Annotated in this window: 17 protein-coding genes; 5 read left to right on the plus strand and 12 right to left on the minus strand. The window is 35.0% G+C overall.

Going from position 1 to position 24830, the window contains the following annotated elements; genetic code table 11:
* The first annotated feature begins 84 nt into the window (after positions 1-84).
* Together GQ40_RS12155 and GQ40_RS17465 are read left to right on the plus strand one after the other, a co-directional pair.
* Complete coding sequence (locus GQ40_RS12155) at positions 85-1479, plus strand: DUF5689 domain-containing protein (RefSeq protein WP_231565572.1); 1395 nt, start codon at positions 85-87, stop codon at positions 1477-1479.
* A 71-nt stretch (positions 1480-1550) separates the two neighbouring features.
* Positions 1551-1931, plus strand: a complete 381-nt coding sequence (locus GQ40_RS17465) for a hypothetical protein (RefSeq protein WP_081990209.1) — start codon at positions 1551-1553, stop codon at positions 1929-1931.
* A gap of 75 nt (positions 1932-2006) precedes the next feature.
* Here GQ40_RS17465 and GQ40_RS17225 read toward each other — a convergent pair whose 3' ends face one another.
* The 5 genes from GQ40_RS17225 to GQ40_RS12180 all read right to left on the minus strand — a co-directional run bounded on the left by GQ40_RS17225 (position 2007) and on the right by GQ40_RS12180 (position 16350).
* Entirely contained in the window at positions 2007-7553 is a 5547-nt protein-coding gene (locus GQ40_RS17225; protein WP_052184247.1) for a choice-of-anchor L domain-containing protein, read from the minus strand.
* 107 nt (positions 7554-7660) lie between these two features.
* Positions 7661-9574: an OmpA family protein gene (locus GQ40_RS12165; RefSeq protein ID WP_047548726.1), complete on the minus strand. Its 1914-nt coding sequence runs from the start codon at positions 9572-9574 to the stop codon at positions 7661-7663.
* An 18-nt stretch (positions 9575-9592) separates the two neighbouring features.
* The gene (locus tag GQ40_RS12170; RefSeq protein WP_047548729.1) at positions 9593-10498 is read right to left on the minus strand and encodes a type IX secretion system membrane protein PorP/SprF; all 906 of its coding nucleotides are present in this window, start codon (positions 10496-10498) and stop codon (positions 9593-9595) included.
* Between the two features lie 74 nt (positions 10499-10572).
* A complete protein-coding gene (locus GQ40_RS12175; protein WP_047548731.1) occupies positions 10573-15177 on the minus strand; it encodes a gliding motility-associated C-terminal domain-containing protein in 4605 nt (1534 codons plus the stop codon).
* Between the two features lie 207 nt (positions 15178-15384).
* Positions 15385-16350, minus strand: a complete 966-nt coding sequence (locus GQ40_RS12180) for an endonuclease/exonuclease/phosphatase family protein (protein ID WP_047548734.1) — start codon at positions 16348-16350, stop codon at positions 15385-15387.
* A gap of 72 nt (positions 16351-16422) precedes the next feature.
* Here GQ40_RS12180 and hflX point away from each other — a divergent pair, with 72 nt between their 5' ends.
* Entirely contained in the window at positions 16423-17634 is a 1212-nt protein-coding gene (gene hflX / locus GQ40_RS12185; protein WP_047548737.1) for a GTPase HflX, read from the plus strand.
* Positions 17635-17712: 78 nt separating this feature from the next.
* Here the strand turns inward: hflX and GQ40_RS12190 are convergent, their stop codons facing one another.
* The 7 genes from GQ40_RS12190 to GQ40_RS12220 all read right to left on the minus strand — a co-directional run bounded on the left by GQ40_RS12190 (position 17713) and on the right by GQ40_RS12220 (position 23813).
* Positions 17713-18654: a DUF3078 domain-containing protein gene (locus tag GQ40_RS12190; RefSeq protein WP_047548739.1), complete on the minus strand. Its 942-nt coding sequence runs from the start codon at positions 18652-18654 to the stop codon at positions 17713-17715.
* A 150-nt stretch (positions 18655-18804) separates the two neighbouring features.
* Positions 18805-19311, minus strand: a complete 507-nt coding sequence (locus GQ40_RS12195) for a DUF2480 family protein (RefSeq protein WP_047548746.1) — start codon at positions 19309-19311, stop codon at positions 18805-18807.
* A 21-nt stretch (positions 19312-19332) separates the two neighbouring features.
* On the minus strand, positions 19333-21168 hold the full coding sequence (locus GQ40_RS12200; protein WP_047548748.1) for an ABC transporter ATP-binding protein: 1836 nt from the start codon (positions 21166-21168) through the stop codon (positions 19333-19335).
* Between the two features lie 24 nt (positions 21169-21192).
* A complete protein-coding gene (locus tag GQ40_RS12205) occupies positions 21193-21519 on the minus strand; it encodes a DUF59 domain-containing protein (protein ID WP_047548750.1) in 327 nt (108 codons plus the stop codon).
* A 44-nt stretch (positions 21520-21563) separates the two neighbouring features.
* Positions 21564-21986 carry a SufE family protein gene (locus GQ40_RS12210; RefSeq protein WP_047548753.1) on the minus strand — a complete coding sequence of 141 codons (423 nt, stop codon included), beginning with the start codon at positions 21984-21986 and terminating at the stop codon, positions 21564-21566.
* 58 nt (positions 21987-22044) lie between these two features.
* A complete protein-coding gene (locus tag GQ40_RS12215) occupies positions 22045-22545 on the minus strand; it encodes a hypothetical protein (protein WP_047548755.1) in 501 nt (166 codons plus the stop codon).
* Positions 22546-22598: 53 nt separating this feature from the next.
* Positions 22599-23813, minus strand: coding sequence for an aminotransferase class V-fold PLP-dependent enzyme (locus GQ40_RS12220; RefSeq protein WP_047548760.1), 1215 nt, complete (start codon positions 23811-23813; stop codon positions 22599-22601).
* Between the two features lie 108 nt (positions 23814-23921).
* Between GQ40_RS12220 and GQ40_RS12225 the strand changes: the two genes are divergently transcribed.
* Both GQ40_RS12225 and GQ40_RS12230 read left to right on the plus strand, forming a co-directional pair.
* Complete coding sequence (locus tag GQ40_RS12225; protein WP_047548763.1) at positions 23922-24260, plus strand: PadR family transcriptional regulator; 339 nt, start codon at positions 23922-23924, stop codon at positions 24258-24260.
* Positions 24257-24685, plus strand: a complete 429-nt coding sequence (locus GQ40_RS12230) for a hypothetical protein (protein ID WP_047548766.1) — start codon at positions 24257-24259, stop codon at positions 24683-24685. The genes GQ40_RS12225 and GQ40_RS12230 overlap by 4 nt, the downstream gene beginning before the upstream one ends.
* Positions 24686-24830 lie beyond the last annotated feature (145 nt).

Raw genomic sequence — 24830 nt, forward strand, 5'->3', positions numbered from 1 at the left:
ACTATAAAAATAAAACCCTTTCCGAAGGAAAAAATAAAAATTAAAATGATGAAAACAATTAAATTAAACAGCTTACTACTATTAATGAGTTTAGTAGTATTTAGTTCTTGTGTTCAAGATGATGATTTTGATACACCAGATGTAACCATTGAGGAGCCAACCTTAGATGGGCCAATAGTAACCATTGGTTCAGTAGCTGGGCAGTTGCAACAAGCTATTGATGATGGAGATGACACAGTAACTTTTGAGTTTGATAGTAACAGTGATTATATGGAAGGTTATGTCATCTCAACTGATGAAGGTGGAAACTTTTTTGAAGAGATAATTATACAGGATAAATTAGAAAACCCAACAACTGGAATAAGAATTTTAATTGATGTTAACCCTTTATTCACAAGATACGAAGTTGGAAGAAAAATCTACGTCAAGTTGGACGGATTAACTGCAGGTATTTCTAATGGTGTGTTAACCATAGGAGTAAACTCTAATAATGAGGCTGAAAAAATTCCTTCTTTCCTAGAAGACTCTACAATATTTCGTTCTGCGGAAACAGGAACACTAATACCCCTTCCGTTAGCCATTAGCGAATTTAGTAATGATAAAACAAACTTGTTTATCAAATTGGAAAATGTACAATTCAACAGAGATGAAGTTTTAGGTGACGATCCAAAAACATTTGCTGCTGAAGAGTCTGATGATTTTGATGGTGAACGTCTTTTAGAGAGCTGTGATACTGGAAATAGTACAATCTTTAGTACAAGTACATTTGCCGATTTTAAAGCTTTACAACTCCCTATAATGAGCGGATCTTTAAATGGAATTCTTTCTAAAAACTTTTTTGGAGATGCTTTTAATGTAAATGTAAATTCTCCAGAAGATATCAATTTTGACAATCCAGAACGTTGTGATCCAATAGAATTAGCATGTGGTTTAGCTGCGACAACTGGATCTAACAATTTATTTGAAGATGATTTTGAAGATCAAACAATAAATTCATTGATCTCTGGAAACGGATGGACTAACTATATTGAAGCTGGTACTGAAGGTTGGGAAGCATATACCCAATCTGGTACAAATGCATCTCAAGGGATTTCTGCAAGAGTAGGATCTTTCAATTCTGGAGATGCGAGCACTGTAGCTTGGTTAATTACACCTCAAATAGATTTAGATGCAAACACAGGTGTAACCCTAAACTTTGAAACATCTAACAGTTTCTCAGACGGAAGCACAATGCAAGTATTATTCTCTAACGACTGGGATGGTACCGAGGCTGGAGTAACTTCTGCAACTTGGGGAATCGTTTCAGATGCTTACGTAACTCAAGACAGTGATTTCTTTGGTGACTGGTTTGAGTCTGGAAACGTAGATTTATCTTGTGCATCTGGGCAAATCCATATCGCATTTAAATATGTTGGTAGTGGTGAGGCAGATTTTGATGGTACTTACGAATTAGATTTTGTTACCATAGACGCTCAATAAAAAAATCAAACTAAATATTAAAGCCACATCTATTAGGTGTGGCTTTTTTTATATCATACAATTATTAGCTTATGGATTTTTTCGACACGCTTTTCTTTAATGTATTTAAGCACTACAAACCAACAAAGAAACAAAAGGCAAATACAATAGCCTTATATTATATTTCCACATTACAATGTAGTTTATTGTTGTTATCAGGCATCTTTCTATCATCATTTTTAAATGAAATGAACTCTTTTAGGGTGTCTTCGGAAAGTGCTTGGACACTTTTTATAATCCTATGCATAGTAATTATCTTTAGAAATTGGTTCTATTACAGTGGTAAAAAACGGAAGATTTTAAACGCAAAGCTCAACAGTAAGAAAAATTCAGAAGAATATAATATCTATTTATTGTGGTCTTTATTAGCTGCAAGTATCATTCTATCCATTACTATGTTATATTTTATCTAAACCTATAACATTGATAAACTAAAAAAGCCTCAAGCAAAATTTTGCTTGAGGCTTTTAATTATAAATATTGGTTGATTATTGTTCCTTTTGTAAGTAAACCCAACCGGTTTCACTTTCTTTATCTTCAAATTCTACAGAGTAGAAGTAAGTACCAACTGGTAGCTCATCACCTTTATCGCTTTGTCCAACCCATTCATCAATGTAATTTGTTTTTTGATAAACAGACGTACCGTAACGGTTAAAGATTTCTAAACGAGTTACTCTAAAGTTACTCAAATCAAAGCTATCGTTCAAGCCATCTCCATTTGGAGAAATACCTTGAGGTATAAAGCAGCTCTCTAATTCAATAACTTCCTGAGATTGTGATGTTGTACACCCTGTATCGTTAAAAGTTACTTCAATAGTATAGATACCACCATCTAAGACAGGTAATGTTAAACCATTTTCTCCAGAAATCAATTCTGGTGTTGCACTACCATCTAAAGCGTAGAACCAACTAATAGAAACTTCTGTTGTATCGTAGTTTTCAGGCGTAGCCTCAATTATTATTGGTACAACCGCATCTGGGCAAACTTCATAGTTGAAATCTGTTGTAAAACTAGTTGATGGGTCAAGACCAAATACAAGATTGAAGGTTCCTACTACAAAACAGTTTGGATTTCCTACAGTTTCAACTCTTACAAAGATAGGACCTCCAGCACTTTCATATGGTGAAACTAATTCATCTAATCCATCAATAGCATCAGCTTCGTTTAAGTAATAACTTACATCGTATTGAGAAGGATCAAGATCTCCAAGAACGTTTGCTGTGTTTGAATCAATGTCAAACTCAGCTATTCCGTCATCATCATTATCGCAACCAATAACATCTACACTTTGAATAGTAAATGATGGATCCTCAACTACTAAATTAAAGGAAGTTGTATCAAAACATCCAGTAACGTTATTCTCTACTCTTACAAAAATAGTTTCAGGATTAGTTGTATTTGTATATGGCGACGTCAATTCTGCATCATCATTATCGGCATCATCTTGAGAAATGTGATACGTTACCGTAAAATCTGCAGGACTTTGTGATGGCCCAAGAATAAACGCGTCATTAGAGTTCAAATCAAAAACAGCTTGACCAGTAGCAGAACAAATTATGTTATCATCAGGAGTATTAACCTCTGGTGATGGTAAAAATTCTACTAAGATTTCGTCAGAAATAATACATGAAGGAGAAAATATAATTTGAGCAGTATAAGTACCATCTTCAGTCACTACCAAAGTATTTGAAGTTTCACCTTCAATTTGGAAGCCATCTTTAAACCACACGTGATCAACGGTAAGTGCTTGCGTTTCTAAAATTACTTGTTCTCCAACACATGCTGCTGTCCCAGCTGCTACTGTAATATCTGCACCTAACTCAACCTCTCCAATATCAAAACTTCCTGCTTTTAAGAATACACCAGAGTCTAATGCTGTATCACTTGCATCTGCAATTACTAATTTAATATGATACGTTTCTCCTATATTAACCGGTGAGAATGCTGTAAATACTGTTGTTCTACCATCAAAAGAGATTGGAGGTAAATTTTGTGGAATATACCCTCCAAAAAATTCTTCATTAATTGCTGGACAACCAGGATTTTCTGGGTGAATATTGGTTACTAGTATTGGCGTAGTCGTACCAGGTAATACCGCTAAATTTGTTGTATTACCAGCTTGATCTGTTAATAAAAATGCAAAGGCATCAGAGAACGTACATTCAAAAGTTCCTCCTGTAGATCCATTATATTCTTCGGAAGCCATAATGAAATCAAAACTAATATCATCAGATAAAGGCACAAAATCAAACTCTATAATAGAGGCATTGTTAGAATTGATCCCAACAGCATCGTCAAGTTCAGTATCACCTACCCAAGCAAATCCACCATCACTCATTGCGTTAAAGTTTGGGCCTCCAGCTAAGGCTGCATTACCAGATGTTAATAAAATCCCATCTTCAAAAGGGAAACTACCTTCATCTGCAGAAAAATAGCCAATACCATTAACGTCTCCAAAATCTGATCCAGTTGAGGAGGTTATATTTGATATTTGAGCACACGGGCTGTCAATTAAAATATCAACAACCAATTGTTCTATTGTGTAAGTTGTTTGGTCAATAGATACATTGCCAGAACCTGGTCTTATACATAAATCAAATGTGTAATCTACACCTACGTCTCCTGCAGAAAATACTCTAATGTAATATGTGTTTCCAACTGTAAGTGATGTTGTAAGACTTGCATCATCTGCAGAACAATACAATTCTACAGGAGCATCGCATGTCCCTTCATACAATGCGTGATCTAGATTTATTCCAAAACCAGTGCCATCTATATTTGTAAGTTGAATAATTTGAAATTCTTCTAATGCAGTAAACTGAAACCAAACATCGTCATCTGGATTTCCACCACATGTTCCATCTGGTATTCCAGAATCTGTTGCTTCTAATAATGTACCAGAAGTGATCAAAGCACAACTATCGTCTGCATTTACAGCAGCAACTGTTGCATCACACGGGTTGTCATTATCTGGAGGACAAGCCTCTAATCTAATTGCAGAACTGTTGATAATACAGTTACTATCTTGATCATTACTTAACGTAATTATAACGTCTGTAGCAAATGGAAACGGTCCAACTTGATAAATACCAGTTGCGGTTACTGGTGTTGTGTCTCCATTAACATTATTGGATATAGTTAGTGAAATAGCATCTCCTAATGTGGTCACATTAACATCTACTAAGAATTGATCTCCAGTATCACAGTCATCAATAATTTGGTATGTTGCTGCTGGATTAATACAAGTTGCACAAGCCACTGTAAAATCTATCCCATCTGAACAACAGAAACTACCTGAGTCACAACTTACAGATATATCAGAAGTTATTTGAAAAGAGATAGTATCTCCAGTAGATTGAAATGTTAATCCTGAAATATCTCCATCATCACCTTCGTCATTATATAATTCTGAGCCATCTGTATCATAAACTACTAAGAAATCAAATGGCGCACCTTCAACCTCTCCCGCTAAAAATGATAAATTAAGAGGTGTACCATCAGCACTTGTGTATGTCAATATTAATGAATCGTTATTACCGTAACATAAGAAACCTGGTAAAATACCTGCTGTACAATCTACTTCAAAATCAGTTTGAATAGTAGTTGTGAATTCCACAGGACCAACCCAAGTACTAAAACCTTCGGCATCACAATTTGCTCTTACCCAAACTTCATAATCTGTATCAAAATCCAAACCTGATTCTGTAATCGCAGTCAAAGTTGTTGAAGTACCTGAACCTGTTGGAGGTCCAGATCCTGCAGGAATAACTACATATTCCCAATCTGTTTCCGGTCCACCAGCATTCCATGTAATATCTACAGAATCACCTGTTACATTCGACACCGCCAAATTTGTTGGCTCTTGGCATGATGGAATTGCTCTTACTCTAAAGTTGTCTACAAAAACATCATTATCTTCTGGATCATCCACAGTACCTTCAGAACCTAAAATACCAAATTGTACTATTTGTCCAGAATAAGCTGTCAAATCGAAAACAACCTGTGTTCCTGTAGCTGGCACCGTACTTGTATTATCAAATGTGATAAGACTTGTCCAAGTAGCACCGTTATCATTACTTATCAATAATTGTACTGTATCATCAGAACCTAATGTTCCTGCTGTAGTAGTACTTCCAAATTGCATAATACCAAAATCGAAATCAACTTGAAATGGCCCTCCAGTTAAATCAAACTGTGGTGATAATATCCAATCACTCTTTGCTGCCAACCATAAATTAATTTTATAAGCACCAGCAAAACCGTTGTTTAAGAATCCATCTGGACCCCAATCACCAGCTCCCAAACCAGTTGGCCCTGATGCCGCATCACCATTTGCTGCTTCATCCCAACAATCTGGAATAATATCTGTAAACGTTTCTAAATAATCTGGGATGAATATATCACAACCCGTTTCAAAATTCACTGGACCAACCCAGCTACTCAAGCCTTCTCCAATGCAATCTGCTCTTACCCAAACCTCATATTCTGTAACAGCTGTTAAAGTCATTGCTGTGTAAGGATTATCTTGTGTTGGGGTTCCAGGACCTGTTGGAAGACCTGTCCCAACTGGTTGCACTGCTACTTCCCAATCCATTTCTGCACCACCTGCTGTCCAGCTTATATCTGCTGTAAAAGCAGTAATATTATCTACTGTTAAACCTGTTGGCTCTGGGCAAGTTGGAATTTCTCGTACTCTAAAATTGTCAACAAAAACATCATTATCTGCTGTGTCATCTACAGTACCTTCAGAACCTAAAATTCCAAATTGTACGATTTGACCCGAATATGCTGTTAAGTCTTGAACCACTTGTGTTCCTGTTGCAGGTACTGTACTTGTACTGTCAAATGTTATTAAGGGTGTCCATGTCGCACCATTATCGTTACTGATTAATAACTGTACAAAATCATCAGAACCTAAAGTTCCAGCAGTGGTGTTACTACCAAATACCATAATTCCAAAATCAAAATCTACTTGAAATGGGCCTCCAGTTAAGTCAAATTGTGGTGTTAATATCCAATCACTTTTATTGGCTTGCCATAAATTGATTTTGTAAGCTCCCGCAAACCCATTGTTTAAGAATCCATCTGGACCCCAAGCTCCAGCTCCTAAATTTTCTGGACCTGTCGTAGCATCTCCATTATCTGCTTCATCCCAACAATCTGGGATAATAGTTCCAAAATTCTCTAAATATTCCGGAGTAAATACATCACATGCTGATTGAAATGTAACTGGTCCTGCCCAAATACTCAAGCCATCTGCATCGCAATCTGCTCTTACATAAACGTCATACTCTGTAACTGGCGATAACGTATCAATAGTATAGGGATTGTTATTTGTCATTGTTCCTGCACCTGTTGGCTCACCAGAACCTGCTGGTTGAACTGCAACTTCCCAATCCATTTCTGCACCACCTGCTGTCCAGCTAATTTCCGCAGAAGTTGAAGTTATTGCAGAAACCGTTATATCTGATGGGAAATTACAGGTAGAGTTATACACCTGTATATTATCAATAAGCCAGTAAAAAGCCCAGGAATTACCATCGTCATAGATGAATCTTATTTGCATAGCTGCATTAGAATATGCAGTAATATCAATATGTTGTTGATCTGTTGCTGCATCAAAACCACCTGCACTTGCATCTTGGTTTAGTACTTCAATCCAGTTTGTACCATCAAATACTTCAACTATTCCAATATCTGAATCTGCTCCTCCAGCCAAGTCAAAATAATATTGATCGAAATCAAGAAATAAAGCTGTTGCACCAGTTGTATCAAAGGTTGGTGAAGTCAATGTTTCTATTAATTCTGTTCCATTTCCGTTAGCGTCACTATCAACTAAGGCTCCATTTGTACCGTCAAGACTGTTTCCTCCTCCTTGCTGGGCTGACATCCAAGAATCTCCCGTTGCTCCACCACCATCTGTAATGGTCCAAGTTGCAGGGATTTCAGTATTAAAATCTTCTTGTAGATACGTTTGTGCACTAACCCAAGAACAGGTAAATAATAGTGCGATTAATAATGTAATATTTTTCATTTGTGTGGGTGTTACTTACTTTTTCTTAATCATAATGTTTTATAATTCTTTATAGTCTAACTATAATTAAACAACGTAAGCCTTAAATAATTAAGGCTTACGGTAATTTATTGCGGTTGTGGTCCTCCACTTACGATAATAAATTCAGATCTTCTATTTAGTTGGTGCTCTTCATCTGTACAAGTAGAGCCACATTCAACTTTCAATTCACTTTCGCCCTTACCTTCTCCAGATATTCTTGATTTATCAATTCCTTTTGAAATTACATATTGAACTGTTGTTTTAGCTCTTCTGTCTGATAAACTCATATTATAAGAATCACTTCCTCTACTATCTGTATGAGAAGTCGCCTTTATAACCAATTCTGGATATTTGTTCATGATTTGAACTAATTTATCTAATTCAAAAGCTGCTTGTGCTGTTATGTTTGATTTATCAAAATCAAAATAGATAGGATCTAATTCAATCATTTCAGGTCCAACAATATCCTCAATTGGGTTTAAAGAAATACTTACCTCTACTTCGTCGTCTTCAGTTGCATCAACTGTTACTTTTTGACTTTCATAACCGTCCATTTTTACTTCCAATTCCGAAGATTTTCCGCATTCAACAATAAATTCAACAGTACCATCAGAGTTGGTCACTTTAGAAAGCACCATATTTCCTTGGTCATCATACATTGTTACCGATGCAGCATTTATTGGATTACCTGTTTTAGAATCCATAACTGTTCCTGAAATTAAAACATCACATAATGGTTGAAGTTTTTTGATTGCATAGATATCGTCACTTCCCATACCACCTTCTCTGTTAGAAGACACATATCCTTCTTCTGATTCCTCATCTAAATAAAAAGCGAAATCATCTGCATTACTGTTTACTGGAATTCCAACATTTCTAACTGGAGCCATTTTACCATCAACTTCTTTTGTATAGAAAACATCAAGATTACCTAAACCTAAGTGACCATTTGAGGAAAAATAAAGCGTATTGTTACTGCTTATGTATGGGAACATCTCTTGTCCTTGAGTATTAACTTTTTGACCAAGATTAACTGGCTCTCCTAAAGAACCATCTGTATTAATGCTAGCTTTGTAAATATCAAAAAGACCATAACCTCCAGCCATATCTGACGCAAAGTATAATGTTTTACCGTCTAGACTAACTGATGGGTTTTTAATTGAATGATTTTCACTATTGATTGAAAAACCTTCTACGTTACCCCATTGATCTCCATCTTTTGTAGCTTTAAACAAATGCAATAAACTGTATTTGTATTTAGAGATTGAATCTTTCTCAAATTCCTTCTCGAAAAAACTTTCTCTAGAAAAATACATTGTATTTCCATCTGGAGAAAATGATACTAAACCTTCATGATATTTCGTGTTTACTTTATTTTCTACTAAGCTTGCTGCTTGATAGGTACCATCGTCATTTTTGTCTAATTGATAGATGTCTAAAAAAGGTTCCTCGTTCCATCCATATGTTTTACGGGATGTGTTTCTTGCGGAAGTAATGTATAATTTCCCTCCCTGGAGTGTTCCTCCAAAATCTGAATACTCAGTATTAAATCCTAAATTTTGAATATTGAATTTTTTTCCTTTTTCTAAAATTTTAGGTAAATAATCTGGGTTTTCATTGTAGGCGATTGCTCTATCGTCACTAGGTCTCATCTTAGCAAACTTTGCCATTTGAGCATTTGATTCTTCATATTTTCCATTAGCTTTAAGCATTTGTGAATACTTGAAAACCATCTCTGGGCTATCTGAAGTTTCTAGAGCTTTGGCATACCAACGCTCAGCTTCTTGAGTGTTGAATACATTATAATAGGATTCTGCAAGTTGGCTGTAAACATAAGGTGAACCCTCACCATCTTCAACTAGGTCTGCATAATCTTCTGCAGCCTCAACAAATTCAAATCTTTTGAAATGTTTGTCTGCTTTTTTTGTACTGGCATCTTGAGCAACTAAGCTAAAAGTACTTAACGCTGCAATTGTAAAAAGTGTTAATATTTTTTTCATAATGATTAGCTTAATTGTTTAGAAATATCTTGGTGAACGTGAAACTTTTTTAGGGAAATTCAAGTCAAATAATAATAAAAATTCGTGTGATGCTGGAGCATACTTTTTAATATCTGAAGTAACATTGTCATAGGCGTAACCAATTCTTAGGTTATCGGTAATTGCAAAATTTATCAACCCTGAAAAAGAATCATCTAATCTGTATGATGCTCCTATTTCAAATTTCTTCCAGAACCTAGCATTAAGGTTCACATCAAAAGACGTTGGTGCTCCAAATGCCGATTTAACTAAAAACGAAGGTTTTAATTCTGTATTAGGGGATAAATCGAATACGTAACCACCTGTAAAGAAATAATGTGCTTCTTCAGATCCAATCTTATTACCATTGGCATCTAAATGAACAGAGTTTAAAATATTTGGTACAGAACCTGCTATATAATACTTGTCTGTATAATAAAAGAAACCTGCTCCAATATTTGGTGTGGTTGTACTGATGTTTTGAGCAAAGAATGGATCATTCTCATCAATCAAATCAAGGTCCGTTAATCCTATATCATGAAACGTAGCACCTGCTTTAATACCAAATGCTAGTCTATGTTCTCCACCCAATTGAAGTGTATATGAGAAATCTACGTAAGCATTGGTTTCTTTTACCGGTCCTACTTCGTCGGAAATGACAGACAATCCCAATCCTACCTTTTCACCCACTGGAGAGTGTCCAAAAAAGGTTGCTGTTTTTGGAGCACCGTCAATACCTGCCCATTGTGAACGATACAATAACCCAAAGGAGAGGTTCTCTTTAGAACCTGCATACGCTGGATTTATAACATTCATATTATACATGTACTGTGTATACTGCGGATCCTGCTGTCCATACACCTGTGTTGCTATGAGCAATACAATAATGATATAAAATTTTTTCATTTGTTAGTTGTTTAATTTTAGTTGTTTGCAAGAATTCAAGAATTCCCTTTTTATTTGTTAATTAATAATTGGTTCTATTTCAGTCTTTGGATATATACCCAAGCACTTCTTTGTTTTCCGTCTTCATATTCCATAGTATAGAAGTATGTTCCTACCGGTAGTTCGTCACCGTCATTTGTTTGACCATACCACTCATTTGTATAATTGGCTTTAGAATATACTAATGTGCCATTACGATTAAATATCTCAAGTTTACTAACATCGTAGCTACTCAAATCAAAAGTATCATTCATACCGTCTCCATTTGGCGAGATCCCTTGAGGTATAACACAATTCTCTAATTCTATAACATTTTGAGCTGTAATACTAGAACATTGTGTACCATCATTAAATGTGACTTCGATTTCATACAAGCCAGCCTCTAACACTGGCAGTGTTAAGCTATTCTCACCAGCTATAAGACCTCCATCTTGATACCAATTAATGGTTACATCAGATTCGTTATAGTTATTAGCTGTAGCTGTTATCAATATTTCAACCGTTGCATCAGGGCACACCTCGTATTCAAAATCTGTAGTAAAGGATGTACTAGGCAAAGGTTTTACAATTAATTCAAATGGTGTTGTAGCGTAACAATCAAATGCTACATTGCTTTCAACTCGTGCATATATGGTTTGTGAAGTGCTGCTATATAATACTGAAGTGTCAATTGCTCCTGTACCAGCTTCAGCATCTGCTTCGGTTTCATAGTAACTTACTGTAAAATCTGTACTACTTTGACCATTTAAGATATTATCATCATGTGCAGCTAAATCAAATAATGTAATACCGTCTGTGTCGTCATCACACTCTTCAATTGGAACACTAGTCGCAGTAGGAGTTGGTCCAGAAATAATCAAATCAAAACTAGTTGTCGCGAAACAGAACTCTGCATCTGCATCTTCTATTCTAACAAAAATAGTTTGCGGGTTTGAAATGTTGGTATATGGAGATGTTAACGCTCCTGTATCTGCCTGAGCATCTGCTAAGGTCAAATGATAAGTCACATTAAAATCTGTTGCCAATTGAGCTCCTAGCACACCTGGTGTCTGTATTTCTAAATCAAAATCCTCAACTTCATCTGCAGAGATATCATCACATGTAATAATATCGTCTACAAGGTTTGCTGTAGGTTCCATTCCAAAATTAACTGTAACAGAGTCTTGAGCTTGAGAATCACATTGTTCGTCGTATGCTATTACAGTATACGTACTTGAGGTAGATACTGTAATTGTTGGACCTGTTTCCCCTTCAATGATAAATCCATCTTCGTACCACTCATAGGTATCTGCAAACGGTGAATCTGCATTTAATTCAAAATCTGGGAAGCCACAAAAGTTTTGATCTTCTCCTAAATCTACTTCAATTTCTGCAGTTATATCTCCGTCAGTTTCACCTCCATCATTTGTTTGGCTTATAGATATTGTTCCTGGATCATCAGAGAAGTTTGTTACTAATAAAAGGTAAATTTCTCCTGTTTGAGCGTCATCAATAGTTAAATTTTCTACGGAAACAAATGAGTAACTACAGTCTACTATATTTCCGAAGGGATAAAAATCTGGACTTGTTGTATTATTTGGGCAAGCAGCAGGATCTGGACAACCTAGGTCTAATCCATCACAAGCGCCTTCTAAATCATCAAAAGGACCCCAAAGCACGAAATCAACATCTAATCCGTTTCCATCTTCATCTACTTGAGAAATTTCGATTTCAATTAAACCAGGATCTCCAATTTGGATAATGCTCCAAGTAGGGTTTGGTGCCGAACTTAAACAAGCAATATCTGTTGGATCTGGAATACCTATAATATTGGAAGTTGTTAAAGCTCCACCTGGTTCAGCACAGAAATTTTCTGCATTTTCACAAATAATATTTGTTGGCGCTTCTTTGATACAAAGATCAAATGTGGTTGTTTCTGGATTAATACCTCCTGAAAATACTCTAACATAATATGTGTTACCCACTACTAACGCAGGAGTTACACTTGCTACACCATCTGTACATTCTATCTCAACTAAGTTGTCACAATCACCTTCATATAATGCGTGGTCTGTATTAAAGCCTCCACCAGAGATGTTTATTACTGAAATTAACTGCACCTCATTTAATGCTGTAAATTGAAACCAAACATCATCGTTTGGATTTCCGGTACAGCTTCCACTTGGCACACCAGAATCGGTTGCTTCTATTAAACTTCCTGGTGTTACTAAATCACACGATTGATCGCCATTAACCACTGCGACTGTTGCGTCACACGGGTTATCGTTTTCTGGCGGACAAGCTAATAATTGAATTGGACTACTATTGATTACACAATTCACATCTTGATCGTTACTTACTGTAACCACAACATCAACCAAAAATGGAAAAGGACCTATTTGATAAGTTCCAATTGCGGTTACAGGTGTAGTATCACCGTTTATATTGTTTGAAATTGTTAACGAAGTAGCATCACCTAAACTCGTGACATTAACGTTTATTAAAAATTGGTCTCCTGCATCACAATCATCAACTACTTGATATGTTGCAGTTGGATTTATACATGTTGCACAAGAAACTGTATAATCTATACCATCTGAGCAACAAAAGCTACCAGCCTCACAACTCACAGAGGTATCTGATGTTATTTGAATTGTTATTGTATCTGTAATAGATTGAAATGTTAGGCCATCTAAAAGACCATCATCACCTTCATCATTATATAATACTGTTCCGTTTCCATCAGTGACTAATAAGAAATCAAAAGGAGCTCCTTCAATTTCACCTGTGTTAATAGTAAGGTTTAGAGGAGAACCATCAGAACTTGTATATGTAAATATCTCAGAGTCATTATTTCCGTAGCAAATAAAACTATTGGTTGGACCTGCTGCACAATCAACGTCAAAATTTGTTTGTATCGTAGTTGTGAAATTTGTTGGTCCAGACCAAATACTAAATGATGTACCGCAATCTGCTCTTACCCAAACTTCATATTCGGTTTCAAAATCTAGTCCAGATATTGATGCAGACGGTGTTGATGTCGTAGTTCCAGGACCTGTTGGTTCTCCTGATCCCGCTGGCACGACAACGTATTCCCAAGAAGTTTCACCATTATTTGGTGTCCAACTTATATCTGCAGTTGTGCCTGTAATATTAGCTACAACTAATGAACTTGGTGGAATACAAAAATCACCACAAGATTCTACTCTTATAAAATCAACAGCTATATCTCCTTCAAAACCAGTTCCAGCTCCACCATAACTAAATTCTAAATATATAACCTGACCTAAATAAGCATCTAAATTAACTCCAACCGGAACCCATGCTTCATCATCTGATAATTGCAGGTCACCTACCCAAGAAAACACATTTGTAAATGGACCCGTAGCATCGTTAGAAATTCCTACATTTAAAGTTCCCATATCCTCACCAAAGGCATGGAAAAAGAATGATAATTCTGCTCCATCTATAGCTGATGTTAAATCGATGCCAGGACTTATTGCAGATGCTATTGCAGTTGCGCTGCCAGATGCCTCATATTCTAGATGAGATCCTGAACCACCATCAAATGCGTTAGCTGGACCCGTACCAAAGGAATTAGCGCCAGCTGCAGTTATATCCCAATTTCCATCAGTACCGTCAAATCCAGTTCCTGTCCAACCTGCTGGAGGATCTTGGTCAAAATTTTCAGTAAAAATAAAAGATGAAGATCCTGTAGCACAAGTTACACCTACTGGAGGTGGTGGTGGTACATTTAATGTTGAAAAGTTTAGTGGACCTACCCAATTACTAAAGCCATCTGCTCCACAATTAGATCTTATGTAAACTTCGTAAGCTGTACTAGGAGTTAATGGCGTTGCATTGTATGGGTCATTAACATTTGTGACATCACCTGCTCCTGTTGGCACTCCTGTACCTGCAGTTTGAACCGCAATTTCCCAAGTGTCTTCTGCTCCTCCTGCTACCCAATTAATTTCTGCTGAATTTTCAGTTATGGTTCCTAAAGTTAAACCTGATGGCTCTGGACAAGTTACATTAAAGATTGAAACTGTATCAAAAGCAACACCTTCATCTTGTATGGATGTATCAGACCCAAACGCAATTCTTAAAATCACATTTGATTCTCCGCCTAAACCATTTAAAGCGTGTCTAGCAATTACCCATCCGCCAGATCCTGTCGTACCTCTTCCTGTCCATCCTTCTTGTTGACCTCCAGGGTTTCCTGCAATAGTATCGTCATTATACCAGTTATTTGGATCTTCATCTGCTCCAACGTTTTGCCAAGAAGCGCCTCCGTCTATTGAAGATTGTAAGACCATACCGTCCCAGCTGAACTCTGAATTCCACCAAACACTTAATTCTATGGATGGTGCAGTTAGTGAAGAAAAATCAAACACAGGACTTGTAACTATACCATTTTCACTGGCACTATATGGTCCTGTTAGGTTTGTTACCCAAGCGTTCACGCCTGAGTCTGCTGAATTTATTATAGCTGCTGCTGGTGTTCCTAATGCCCAACTTCCTGGATTTGCTGCATCGACAGTCCAACCTCCATCACCAGATTCAAAATCTTCGGCATAAGGATAAGTTGTAATTTGTGCTTCTGCACAGTGAATAAGAATTAAGAAAAGGAATGAAAACGAGAGTAAAAATTTTTTCATATGTGTAAATACTATTTAATCAATTGATAATTAATATCTTAAAATTCTCCTTTAAAGCACAAATAACAAGCTTCAATGTGTAGGTGTTTTTAAGAAAGCATGTATAATTAACCGAAGATAAAAAAATTGATAGTTAACAGACTATTAACATTAGTATAATAGATAAAAAGCAAGAATTACCGACAAAAAGAAAAAAATTTTAAGAGCTTAGATTTCGTTCCATATTAATTGTATATAAACTGGGAAATGATCACTATATCCTCCCTTATATTTATTACCAACATAAGTTCTAAATGGTTGTCCCTTGAACTTACCTTTATATTGTGTCAAGAATTTTTCATCAAAGATGTTTGCCTCGTCAAACTTAAGTTTGTTATATCCTGTTTCAAAAAAGTTATTTGAAAACAAAATTTGATCAAAAAGATTCCATTTGAAATTATGGTTTACGCTGCCTCTGCTGTAAGACAGCATAGTTTCCATAGGGTTAAAAAGCTCAGCATTATTTGAAAGATATTTCACACTCTCATTTCCTGGGTTATCATTAAAATCTCCCATCACAATAATTTTAGCGTTTTGATTTTCTGTTCTAATTTCATTCACAATCTCTACTACTTTTTGAGATGCTTTTAATCGCTTATGCAAAGATTCTAATTCTCCTTCTCTTCTTGAAGGCCAATGATTTATTATGACATGTATTTTTTCAGTATGAAGTTTACCAGAAACCAAGAGAATATCTCTTGTATAATCCTGTTTACCTATATGATCCTTTAGAAAAACAGCATATGTTTTAGATTGTTCAACTGTAAATCTTGTCTTGTCGTAAATCATCGCAACGTCAATCCCTCTCTCATCTTGAGAATTATAATGAACAAAACCATAGTTAAATGACTCTAAATCTTTACTTTGGATTAAATCTTGAATAACGTTTTTATTCTCAATTTCTGCTAAACCAACTATTACGGGTGGTTTTTGGGTGTTGTCATATCCTATTTTTGAAATAACCTCACCTAATTTAAAGAGTTTTCGATCATATCTTTTTTTGGTCCACCGCTTTGAAGAGCCAGGCAAAAAATCGGTATCATATGTTTTGGCATCATTATTTATATCGAAAAGATTTTCGAGGTTGTAGAAAGCTATTGTGTGGGATGTTGTTTTTATTTCTGAAGAATTCACGTAACAAATTTAGGTTTTAAAATACAATAGACATACATTCCAATTACGTAACTTTGTATTTTACTAAAATTTATGATTGAAAAAAAAGATATAGAGCTTGAAAAAACTGTACTCATTGGTGTTATTACCAAAGATCAAGATGAAGAAAAATCTAAAGAGTATCTAGACGAGCTAGAGTTTTTGACTTACACTGCTGGAGGAGAGGTATTAAAACGATACACTCAAAAGATGGATATGCCAAACCCTAAAACATTTATTGGGTCTGGTAAAATGAAGGAAGTCCAAGAATTTATTGAAAACAATAATGTTGGAACCGCAATTTTTGATGATGAACTTTCTGCTGCACAAGAACGAAATATAAGTAAGATATTAGGTTGTAAAGTTCTAGATAGAACTAATCTTATTCTTGATATTTTTGCTCAGCGTGCAACTACAAGTTATGCCAGAACACAGGTTGAATTGGCCCAATGCGAATATCTGCTCCCAAGGTTAAAAGGAATGTGGACTCACCTAGAAAGACAAAAAGGTGGTATTGGAATGCGTGGTCCTGGTGAAACCGAAATTGAAACAGATAGACGTATCGTTAGAGATAAAATTGCATTGCTAAAGGAAAAAATCAAGACCATAGATAAGCAAATGGCTGTGCAACGCGGTAATCGCGGAAAAATGGTTAGAGTTGCTTTAGTTGGATATACAAACGTGGGCAAATCCACTTTAATGAATGTGATTAGTAAAAGCGATGTTTTTGCGGAAAATAAATTATTTGCAACGCTAGATACTACGGTAAGAAAAGTAGTGATACAAAACCTTCCTTTTTTATTGACAGATACCGTTGGATTTATTAGAAAATTGCCGACTCAATTGGTAGAATCCTTTAAAAGTACTTTGGACGAAGTTAGGGAAGCCGATTTATTACTGCACGTCGTAGATATCTCACATCCTAATTTTGAGGAGCATATAGAATCTGTAAACAAAATTCTTGGTGAGATCGATAGCTCAGATAAGCCAACAATAATGGTATTTAATAAAATTGATGCTTATGAGGCTGAGCCCCTTGATGATGATGATTTGATCACAGAACGAACCTCGCAACATTATACTTTAGAAGAATGGAGAAAAACTTGGATGAATCGGGTTGGAAAAAATGCACTGTTCATCTCAGCATTGAACAAAAAGAATATCGATACATTTAAAAAACGTGTTTATGACGAAGTGAGAGAGATCCATGTCACTCGTTTCCCATATAATCACTTTTTGTACCCAGATTACAATGAAGAGGAGTAATTTCCGAAGAAAAATAAAAAATAAAAAAAGCATCTTGAAATCATCAAGATGCTTTTCTTTTTAAAGTCATAAATAGGTTTAGAACTTATAAGTCAAACCTAAAGTGTAATATGTTTGTAATTCATTATCAACAGTATCAAATGTTGGCGTTTCTCCCATAAAATCTGCTGGCAATTGACCCAATGCATAACTTAAAGCTTCTTGTTTGTTACTTCTTAATGCAAAATCGAAACCTACACCAATTCTTTTCCATAGCGTATAGCTGAAAGAGTTTGTCCAAGTTGCATTCGATAAATCACCACTCTTGTAACTTTGAAACATAGATAGGTTGGATTTAAAACCAATCTTACCAATTTGGCGTGTATAATCGGCAACGATTTTAGCACCTAAAGAAGATTCAAAAATATTGTCATTATCTGCAAATACAAAGTTGTAGTTTAACGGGTGAACTACTACTATTAAGTTGTCGATAGGCGTCCAAGTCCCACCAATACCAACATCTAAATATCCAGGATCGTTAAAGTTATCTAAGAGTGTTGTTCTGTATTCCACTAAACCAGAAGCTGCTAGTTTTTCGCTTAATTTTCTTCCGTATAAAGAAGAAATGTTAAAAACGTCTGTAGTTGGTTCAAAACCATCTGAATCTAAATCTGTATCCTTATTATCTAATTTTACCCAACTTAAATTTGTATTTAATGAGTTTCTCCAAAAGAATTTATCTTCAATTAAGTTTGCGTAACCATTTATAGTTAAACCAATATTTCCAGATGAGTTATTAGGCACACCTTGAGAATACCAGTTGTTAAAGTTTGACAAACTACCTCCAATAACTCCAAAAGCGCCTACTCTCCATCCTGGAAGCGCGTCAATTTGAGCTTGCAATTCGTTAGCCTCAGCTTGCGCTGCATCTGCAATTGCTTGTTTTTCCTTTTTCTGGGCCTGCAATTCTTCCTTTGTTTGGGAAAAACCGAATGCTATTGATAAAAGCAAAAATGCAGTTAAACATATGTTCTTATTCATAATTTTAATTATTTCGGGTTTATTAATTAATCGTGCAAATATAATTCATTCATTTTTTCAAGACTAAAAATTTAAAATAAAATGTATGCTTTATAGAGCCTCACAAAAAAGTAAGACACACATTCTCTAAAAAGTCACACGTAAAATTTTTTATTTTCTTTTGAATAACGGAACCGAAGAACAGGCCTCACCATACATTATTGATTTGGCAACAGGCTTTAACTTGCTTGATAACATAATATAAGCATTTGAAGGCACTGGTTTGTGCGCGCAGCCTTTGATGATTAACGGTTTATCTTGATAAGGCTCAACATCTAGATTATTTATAATATCTTGATAAATTGAAGCTTCTAGAGCTTCTAAGTCTCCAATATTAACTTTTTTAGCAAATGGCTGTAGTTCTATAGTCAACAACATATAAGCCCAAGCAGGAATTATGGCATCTGAAGAGCACGTTAAGGCTACGAATTGATTATTATGTTGAGACCAATCATAATCACTAACCAATTGTCTAAACTCTTTTTCTCTTAAAACAAAACCCTCGTATAACCAATCTTTTATATCAAAGCTCACACGTTCTCCATCTGGGTAGTAGTCTTCCAAATCAACTACCATAAGCTTACTTAATGCGACTCTATTTATTATCTCTTCTTGCATAATACAAAATTAACTTATTTTTTATTGATAACCTTCTGCCTGCAAAGCAAATAACTCAGCATATAAAGAATCATTTACCATTAATTCTTCGTGTGTTCCTATTTCTAAAACTTTACCTTCTTCCAATACAAGAATTCTATCTGCTTGTCTAACGGTAGAAAATCTATGAGAAATGATGATACTCGTTTTGTTTTTGGTCAATGCAATAAATCGCTGAAAAACCTCACTTTCTGCTTTTGCATCCAACGCAGATGTTGGCTCGTCTAGTATCATTACTTCGGCATCTTTCATGTAAGCTCTTGCCAACGCTACTTTTTGCCATTGACCTCCCGACAGATCTTGACCTTTGGCAAATCGTTTACCCAACTGTTGGTTATAGCCTTTTTTTAATTCTGAAATGACTTCACTTGCCAAGCTCAATTCCGCAGCATTTTTAATTTTTTCAAGATTATCTATTTCATCTATTTTGCCAATGGCGATATTTTCTTTGGCAGTAAATTCATATTTGAAGAAATCCTGAAAAATCACTCCGAAAAATTCTTGATATTCTGCTTTATTGAACCTGTTAATATTAACGCCATCCAATAGGATTTCTCCAGATGTTGGCTCGTAAAACCGAAGTAGAAGTTTGGTTAAGGTTGTTTTTCCTGCACCGTTTTGACCAACAAAAGCTAGTTTTTCTCCTGCACTTAAATTAAATGATGCTCCCTTTAAAATGTTTACATCAGATCCTGGGTAAGAAAAAAAGACGTCTTTAAATACAAAGCCCGTTTTTATCTTCGTTGGTATTGGCTGGTCTTCAATATGCTTTGGTTGTATTGAAAGATCTATAAATTCAAAATAGTCTTTTAAGTATAATGCGCTTTCTGTAATTCTGGTAAATTTAGAAAAGAAGTCTTGTAAATTTCTGGTTAACCTATTAAAAGAGCCCGATAAAAACGTAAGTTCCCCTAATGTGATCATGCCAGTTACAACTCTATAGATTATAAAAACATAAGCTCCATAATAGCTCAAAGTTCCCAATACATTAAACAAAAATCCTAAAGCAGAACGCTTTATTGCTAGATTTTTATTGAGGTCATAATATTCTTGAGAGAGATTTTTGAAACGGTCCACAATAAAATCTGTGAGACCAAAGAGTTTAATCTCCTTTGCGGTTTCATTATTGGCTCCAATGTATCTTAGATAATCGAGTTCGCGACGTTCTGTTGTCCAACCTCTAGCAAGTGAGTATTGTCTTTGGCTAAACCAAATTTCATTTATAAATGATGGAATAATACTAATGACGAGAAGTATAATTAAATAAGGCTCAAAATAAATAAGACCAGCAACCAAGGTCGCAATAGAAATAAGACTTTGGATTTCACCAAGTGCATTAGACATTAAACCTACTCGTCCTGTGGTTTGTGTTCTTGCTCGTTCTAATTTATCGTAAAATTCGGAATCCTCTAAAAGACTAATATCAATCTTATTGGTCTTTTTTATAATATTTACTGAAGAATTTATAGAATAGGCATCTCCCAAAAGCCCGTCTGTTAATGAGATTGCACGACTTATTAAATCTGAAAGAATAATGAGACCAAACTCTATACCTACATAAAGCCAAAGTTTAGATAGGTCTGATATATCTGCCTTTGCCTGTAATACAATCTCATCTATGATAATTTTACCAACCCATAAGATCATTACGGGTAAAACTGCAGCTATTAAACGACAAAAAGCAGATCCAAGAAAAAGCTTTTTGTTGGTGTTCCAGATTTCCTTAAAAAACCTCGGAATATAAACTAGTGCTTTAAAGGAACCTTTGAGGTTTACTTTATTGCCCTCTGTTATAGATTTAGGTTTTTGTCTAGGCATTAAAAATTATAATCTGAAAAATCATTAAAGCATTCCCAGTTCTAATTTAGCTTCTTCACTCATTAGATCTTGCGTCCATGGTGGATCAAATGTAATCTCTACCTCAGCGTTTTTTACGTCATTAAGGGATTTTACTTTCTCTTCCACTTCTAAAGGTAAAGTTTCTGCTACTGGACAGTTTGGGGTTGTTAAGGTCATTAATATTTTTACTTCGTAATCTTCATTTACAAAGACATCGTAAATAAGACCAAGTTCGTAAATATCTACTGGGATTTCGGGATCGTAAATAGTTTTTAAGACTCTCACTATTTTTTCACCTAAAAGGTTTGTATCTATTGCTGTATCGCTCATTGTTGTGTTTTTTATTTTCCGAAGAAAAACTTTTGAATAGTATTTTAATTCAGTTGTGCTTGGTATGCGATGGCATACATTTTTATTTTTTTTATCATGCTCACCAGACCGTTAGCTCGTGTAGGTGATAAATGTTCTTTCAAACCGATTTTATCAATAAAATCTGTATCGCTCTCAATTATTGCTTTGGGTTGTTGATTGGAAAATGCCCTGATTAAAATGGCGATAATTCCTTTTGTGATAATCGCATCACTATCTGCTGTGAATATGACTTTATTATCATTCATCTCTGCATGCACCCAAACTTTACTTTGGCATCCTTTGATGATATTATCTTCGGTTTTATATTCTGGATCAATTAGAGGCAATGTCTTGCCAAGGTCAATCATATATTGATAGCGTTCTTCCCAATCTTCAAAAAATGAGAATTCGTCTATTATTTCGTCCTGTATTTCTGTAATTGTCATTATCGTTCTAAACTTTTTAAACGGTTCGTTTTTCAGAAAAAACAAAGATACGATATCTCTACTGCTTCTCAATCATTGTTTTAATTGATAACATCTTTTCAACTATTGGTTTAATTGATTCTGGAGGTGTACCATGATCAAAAGCAACGGTCTTATAACTATTTTCACCATTTTCTACTTCTACAGTTGCGATTGCTGCGCCATCAAATTGGTGTTTTTTAGAAGGTGCCTTTAAGTCTGGTAATGTAGTTTCTTCCATACTCGAAATTAAACTTACTAGTTCTTCTTTTTCTTCCTTCGGAATTTTATAAGTAGTTACCGATTTCATATCTCTTTCATTTGAAAATGAGATAGAATCTCCCTGCACAGTAACGTTTAAAAAGAAACCTCTTGAAACAGCTTGATACGTAATTTTCCTATCGATTTGCATGCTTTTTTGAGACATAACTGTTGTATTGTTCCCTTCTGTTGTAGTATCTTGAGTGGCTAATTGAGCATTTTCTTTATCACATTCTTTTGCCGAAATGAGCATAATGAGTACACATATCATAAGTTTCATAATATTAGGTTTTAATAATTACTGTAGTAATATTACAAAAAAGAAGCCAAAGTTTAAGACAACATCATTTTAGCTTTCTTGACACCTTCAACCAAAGCATCAATTTCTTCCTTTGTATTGTAAAATGCAAATGACGCTCTAACGGTTCCTGGAATTTTATAAAAATCCATAACAGGTTGTGCACAGTGGTGACCGGTTCTAACAGCAATTCCCATTTTATCTAATATGGTGCCTATATCATAAGGATGAATACCTTTTAAATTAAAAGAAATGACCGATGTTTTTTCTTTTGCTGTTCCGTAGATTTTTAGTCCTTCTATAGTTAATAATGCTTCTGTAGCGTACTCCAACAACTCATGCTCATATTTTGCAATGTTCTCAAAACCAATACCATTCATATAATCTACAGCAGCGCCAAAAGCGATACCTCCACAAATATTTGGCGTACCAGCTTCAAATTTGTGTGGCAAACCAGCATAAGTTGTTTTCTCAAAACTTACTTGATCTATCATTTCGCCACCGCCTTGGTAAGGAGGAAGTTTGTTGAGCCATTCTTCTTTTCCGTAAAGCATACCAATACCTGTTGGTCCACACATTTTGTGGGCAGAAGTGACATAAAAATCGACATCTAAATCCTGGACGTCTGTTTTTAAATGCGGACAAGATTGTGCTCCATCAACCAAAACTGCTGCACCAACTTGATGTGCCAATGCTATCATTTTCTTGATAGGATTAATCGTTCCTAAAGCATTTGAAATATGATTGACAAACACCAATTTTGTTTTTTCTGAAAGCAATGCTTCGTAATCACTCATAATCAGTTCCCCATTTTGATTCATGGGAATGACTTTTAAAATGGCTCCTGTGCGCTCACACAACATTTGCCATGGCACAATATTGCTATGATGTTCTAATGCAGAAACCAAGACTTCATCGCCTTTTTTTAATTCCGAAGAAAAACTACTTGCAATTAAATTGATACCGTGAGTAGTTCCCGAAGTTAATATAATCTCATAGCTATGTTTTGCATTAAAATGCGCTTGTATTTTTAGTCTTGCAGCCTCGTATAAATCGGTAGCTTCTTGACTCAAAGTATGAACTCCTCTGTGAATATTGGCATTGTAATTTGAATAGTAATCTACAATAACATCAATCACCTGTTTTGGCGTTTGCGAGGTTGCAGCATTATCGAAATAGATTAGGGGTTTCCCGTTAACCTTTCGGTTTAGGATTGGGAAGTCTTTTCTTATTTTTTTTACGTCTATCATGATTGCAAAGTTACGAGATGTTTAGCTAAAATGACATTTAGAAATCGAAACTTATAGATATTTTAATATTTTATTAAAATACATTTAAATAAAATGTATATTTGTAAAATGTATAGCAAAGAACTCACAAAAGGAACATTACAACCTATCATTTTAAAATTGATAAGTAGCAGAGATAAAATGTACGGTTATGAGATTACCCAAGAGGTCAAAAAAATGACTTTTGGGAAAATTGATATTTCTGAAGGTGCCTTATATCCCATTCTTCATAAGCTCGAAGCCAAAGGGATACTTGAAACAGAGAAAGTTTATATAGGAAAACGCGTTAGAAAATATTACAAGGTTACAAAAGATGGCAAAGAAAAGGTAACAGAAGTCACTAAAGAAATCAATGATTTCATGGATACTTTACATCTTATTTTTAATTCTGAAATTTTAAAATCATGATACTTACAGACCGACATATAGACTTTATAGAGAATAACTTAAAACTTTATGGCGTCAAATCTCAGGGTTTAAGAGAAGATCTTTTAGATCATATTTGCACTTATATCGAAAACAATAACTCTGAAAACTTTGATACTATATACCAAGAAGCACTTCAGAAATTTGGTGGTTATAGTAGTTTTCAAAATTTACAGTTGGAAACCAATTATCAAAAATTCGCTAAACAGATAATAAATATTAATAGACTAAAATTTTCCTTTGGCTTTTTGGTAATTCTACTTTTAGTAATGAGTTTGGTGTTTCAAATGATGCAATGGCCTTATGCTAATGCTTGGTTACTTGGGGCAATATTAGTTTCGGTATTGGTCATACTTCCTATTCATTTTTATGCGAAATACAAAAAATCTATTCTTAAATTTTCTTAAACTTAATTTCAAATGAAAAAATCATTTTACATTCTAGGGTTTATAACCTTTTTTATACTTGGTATAGGAGCTATGTTTGAATTTCTCACTTGGCCTTACAGAGGAATTATCGTATTTGTTGGTTTCTTGTTTTTAAATTTTGGAC

This window comes from Psychroserpens sp. Hel_I_66, from assembly GCF_000799465.1.
Classification (GTDB): domain Bacteria; phylum Bacteroidota; class Bacteroidia; order Flavobacteriales; family Flavobacteriaceae; genus Psychroserpens.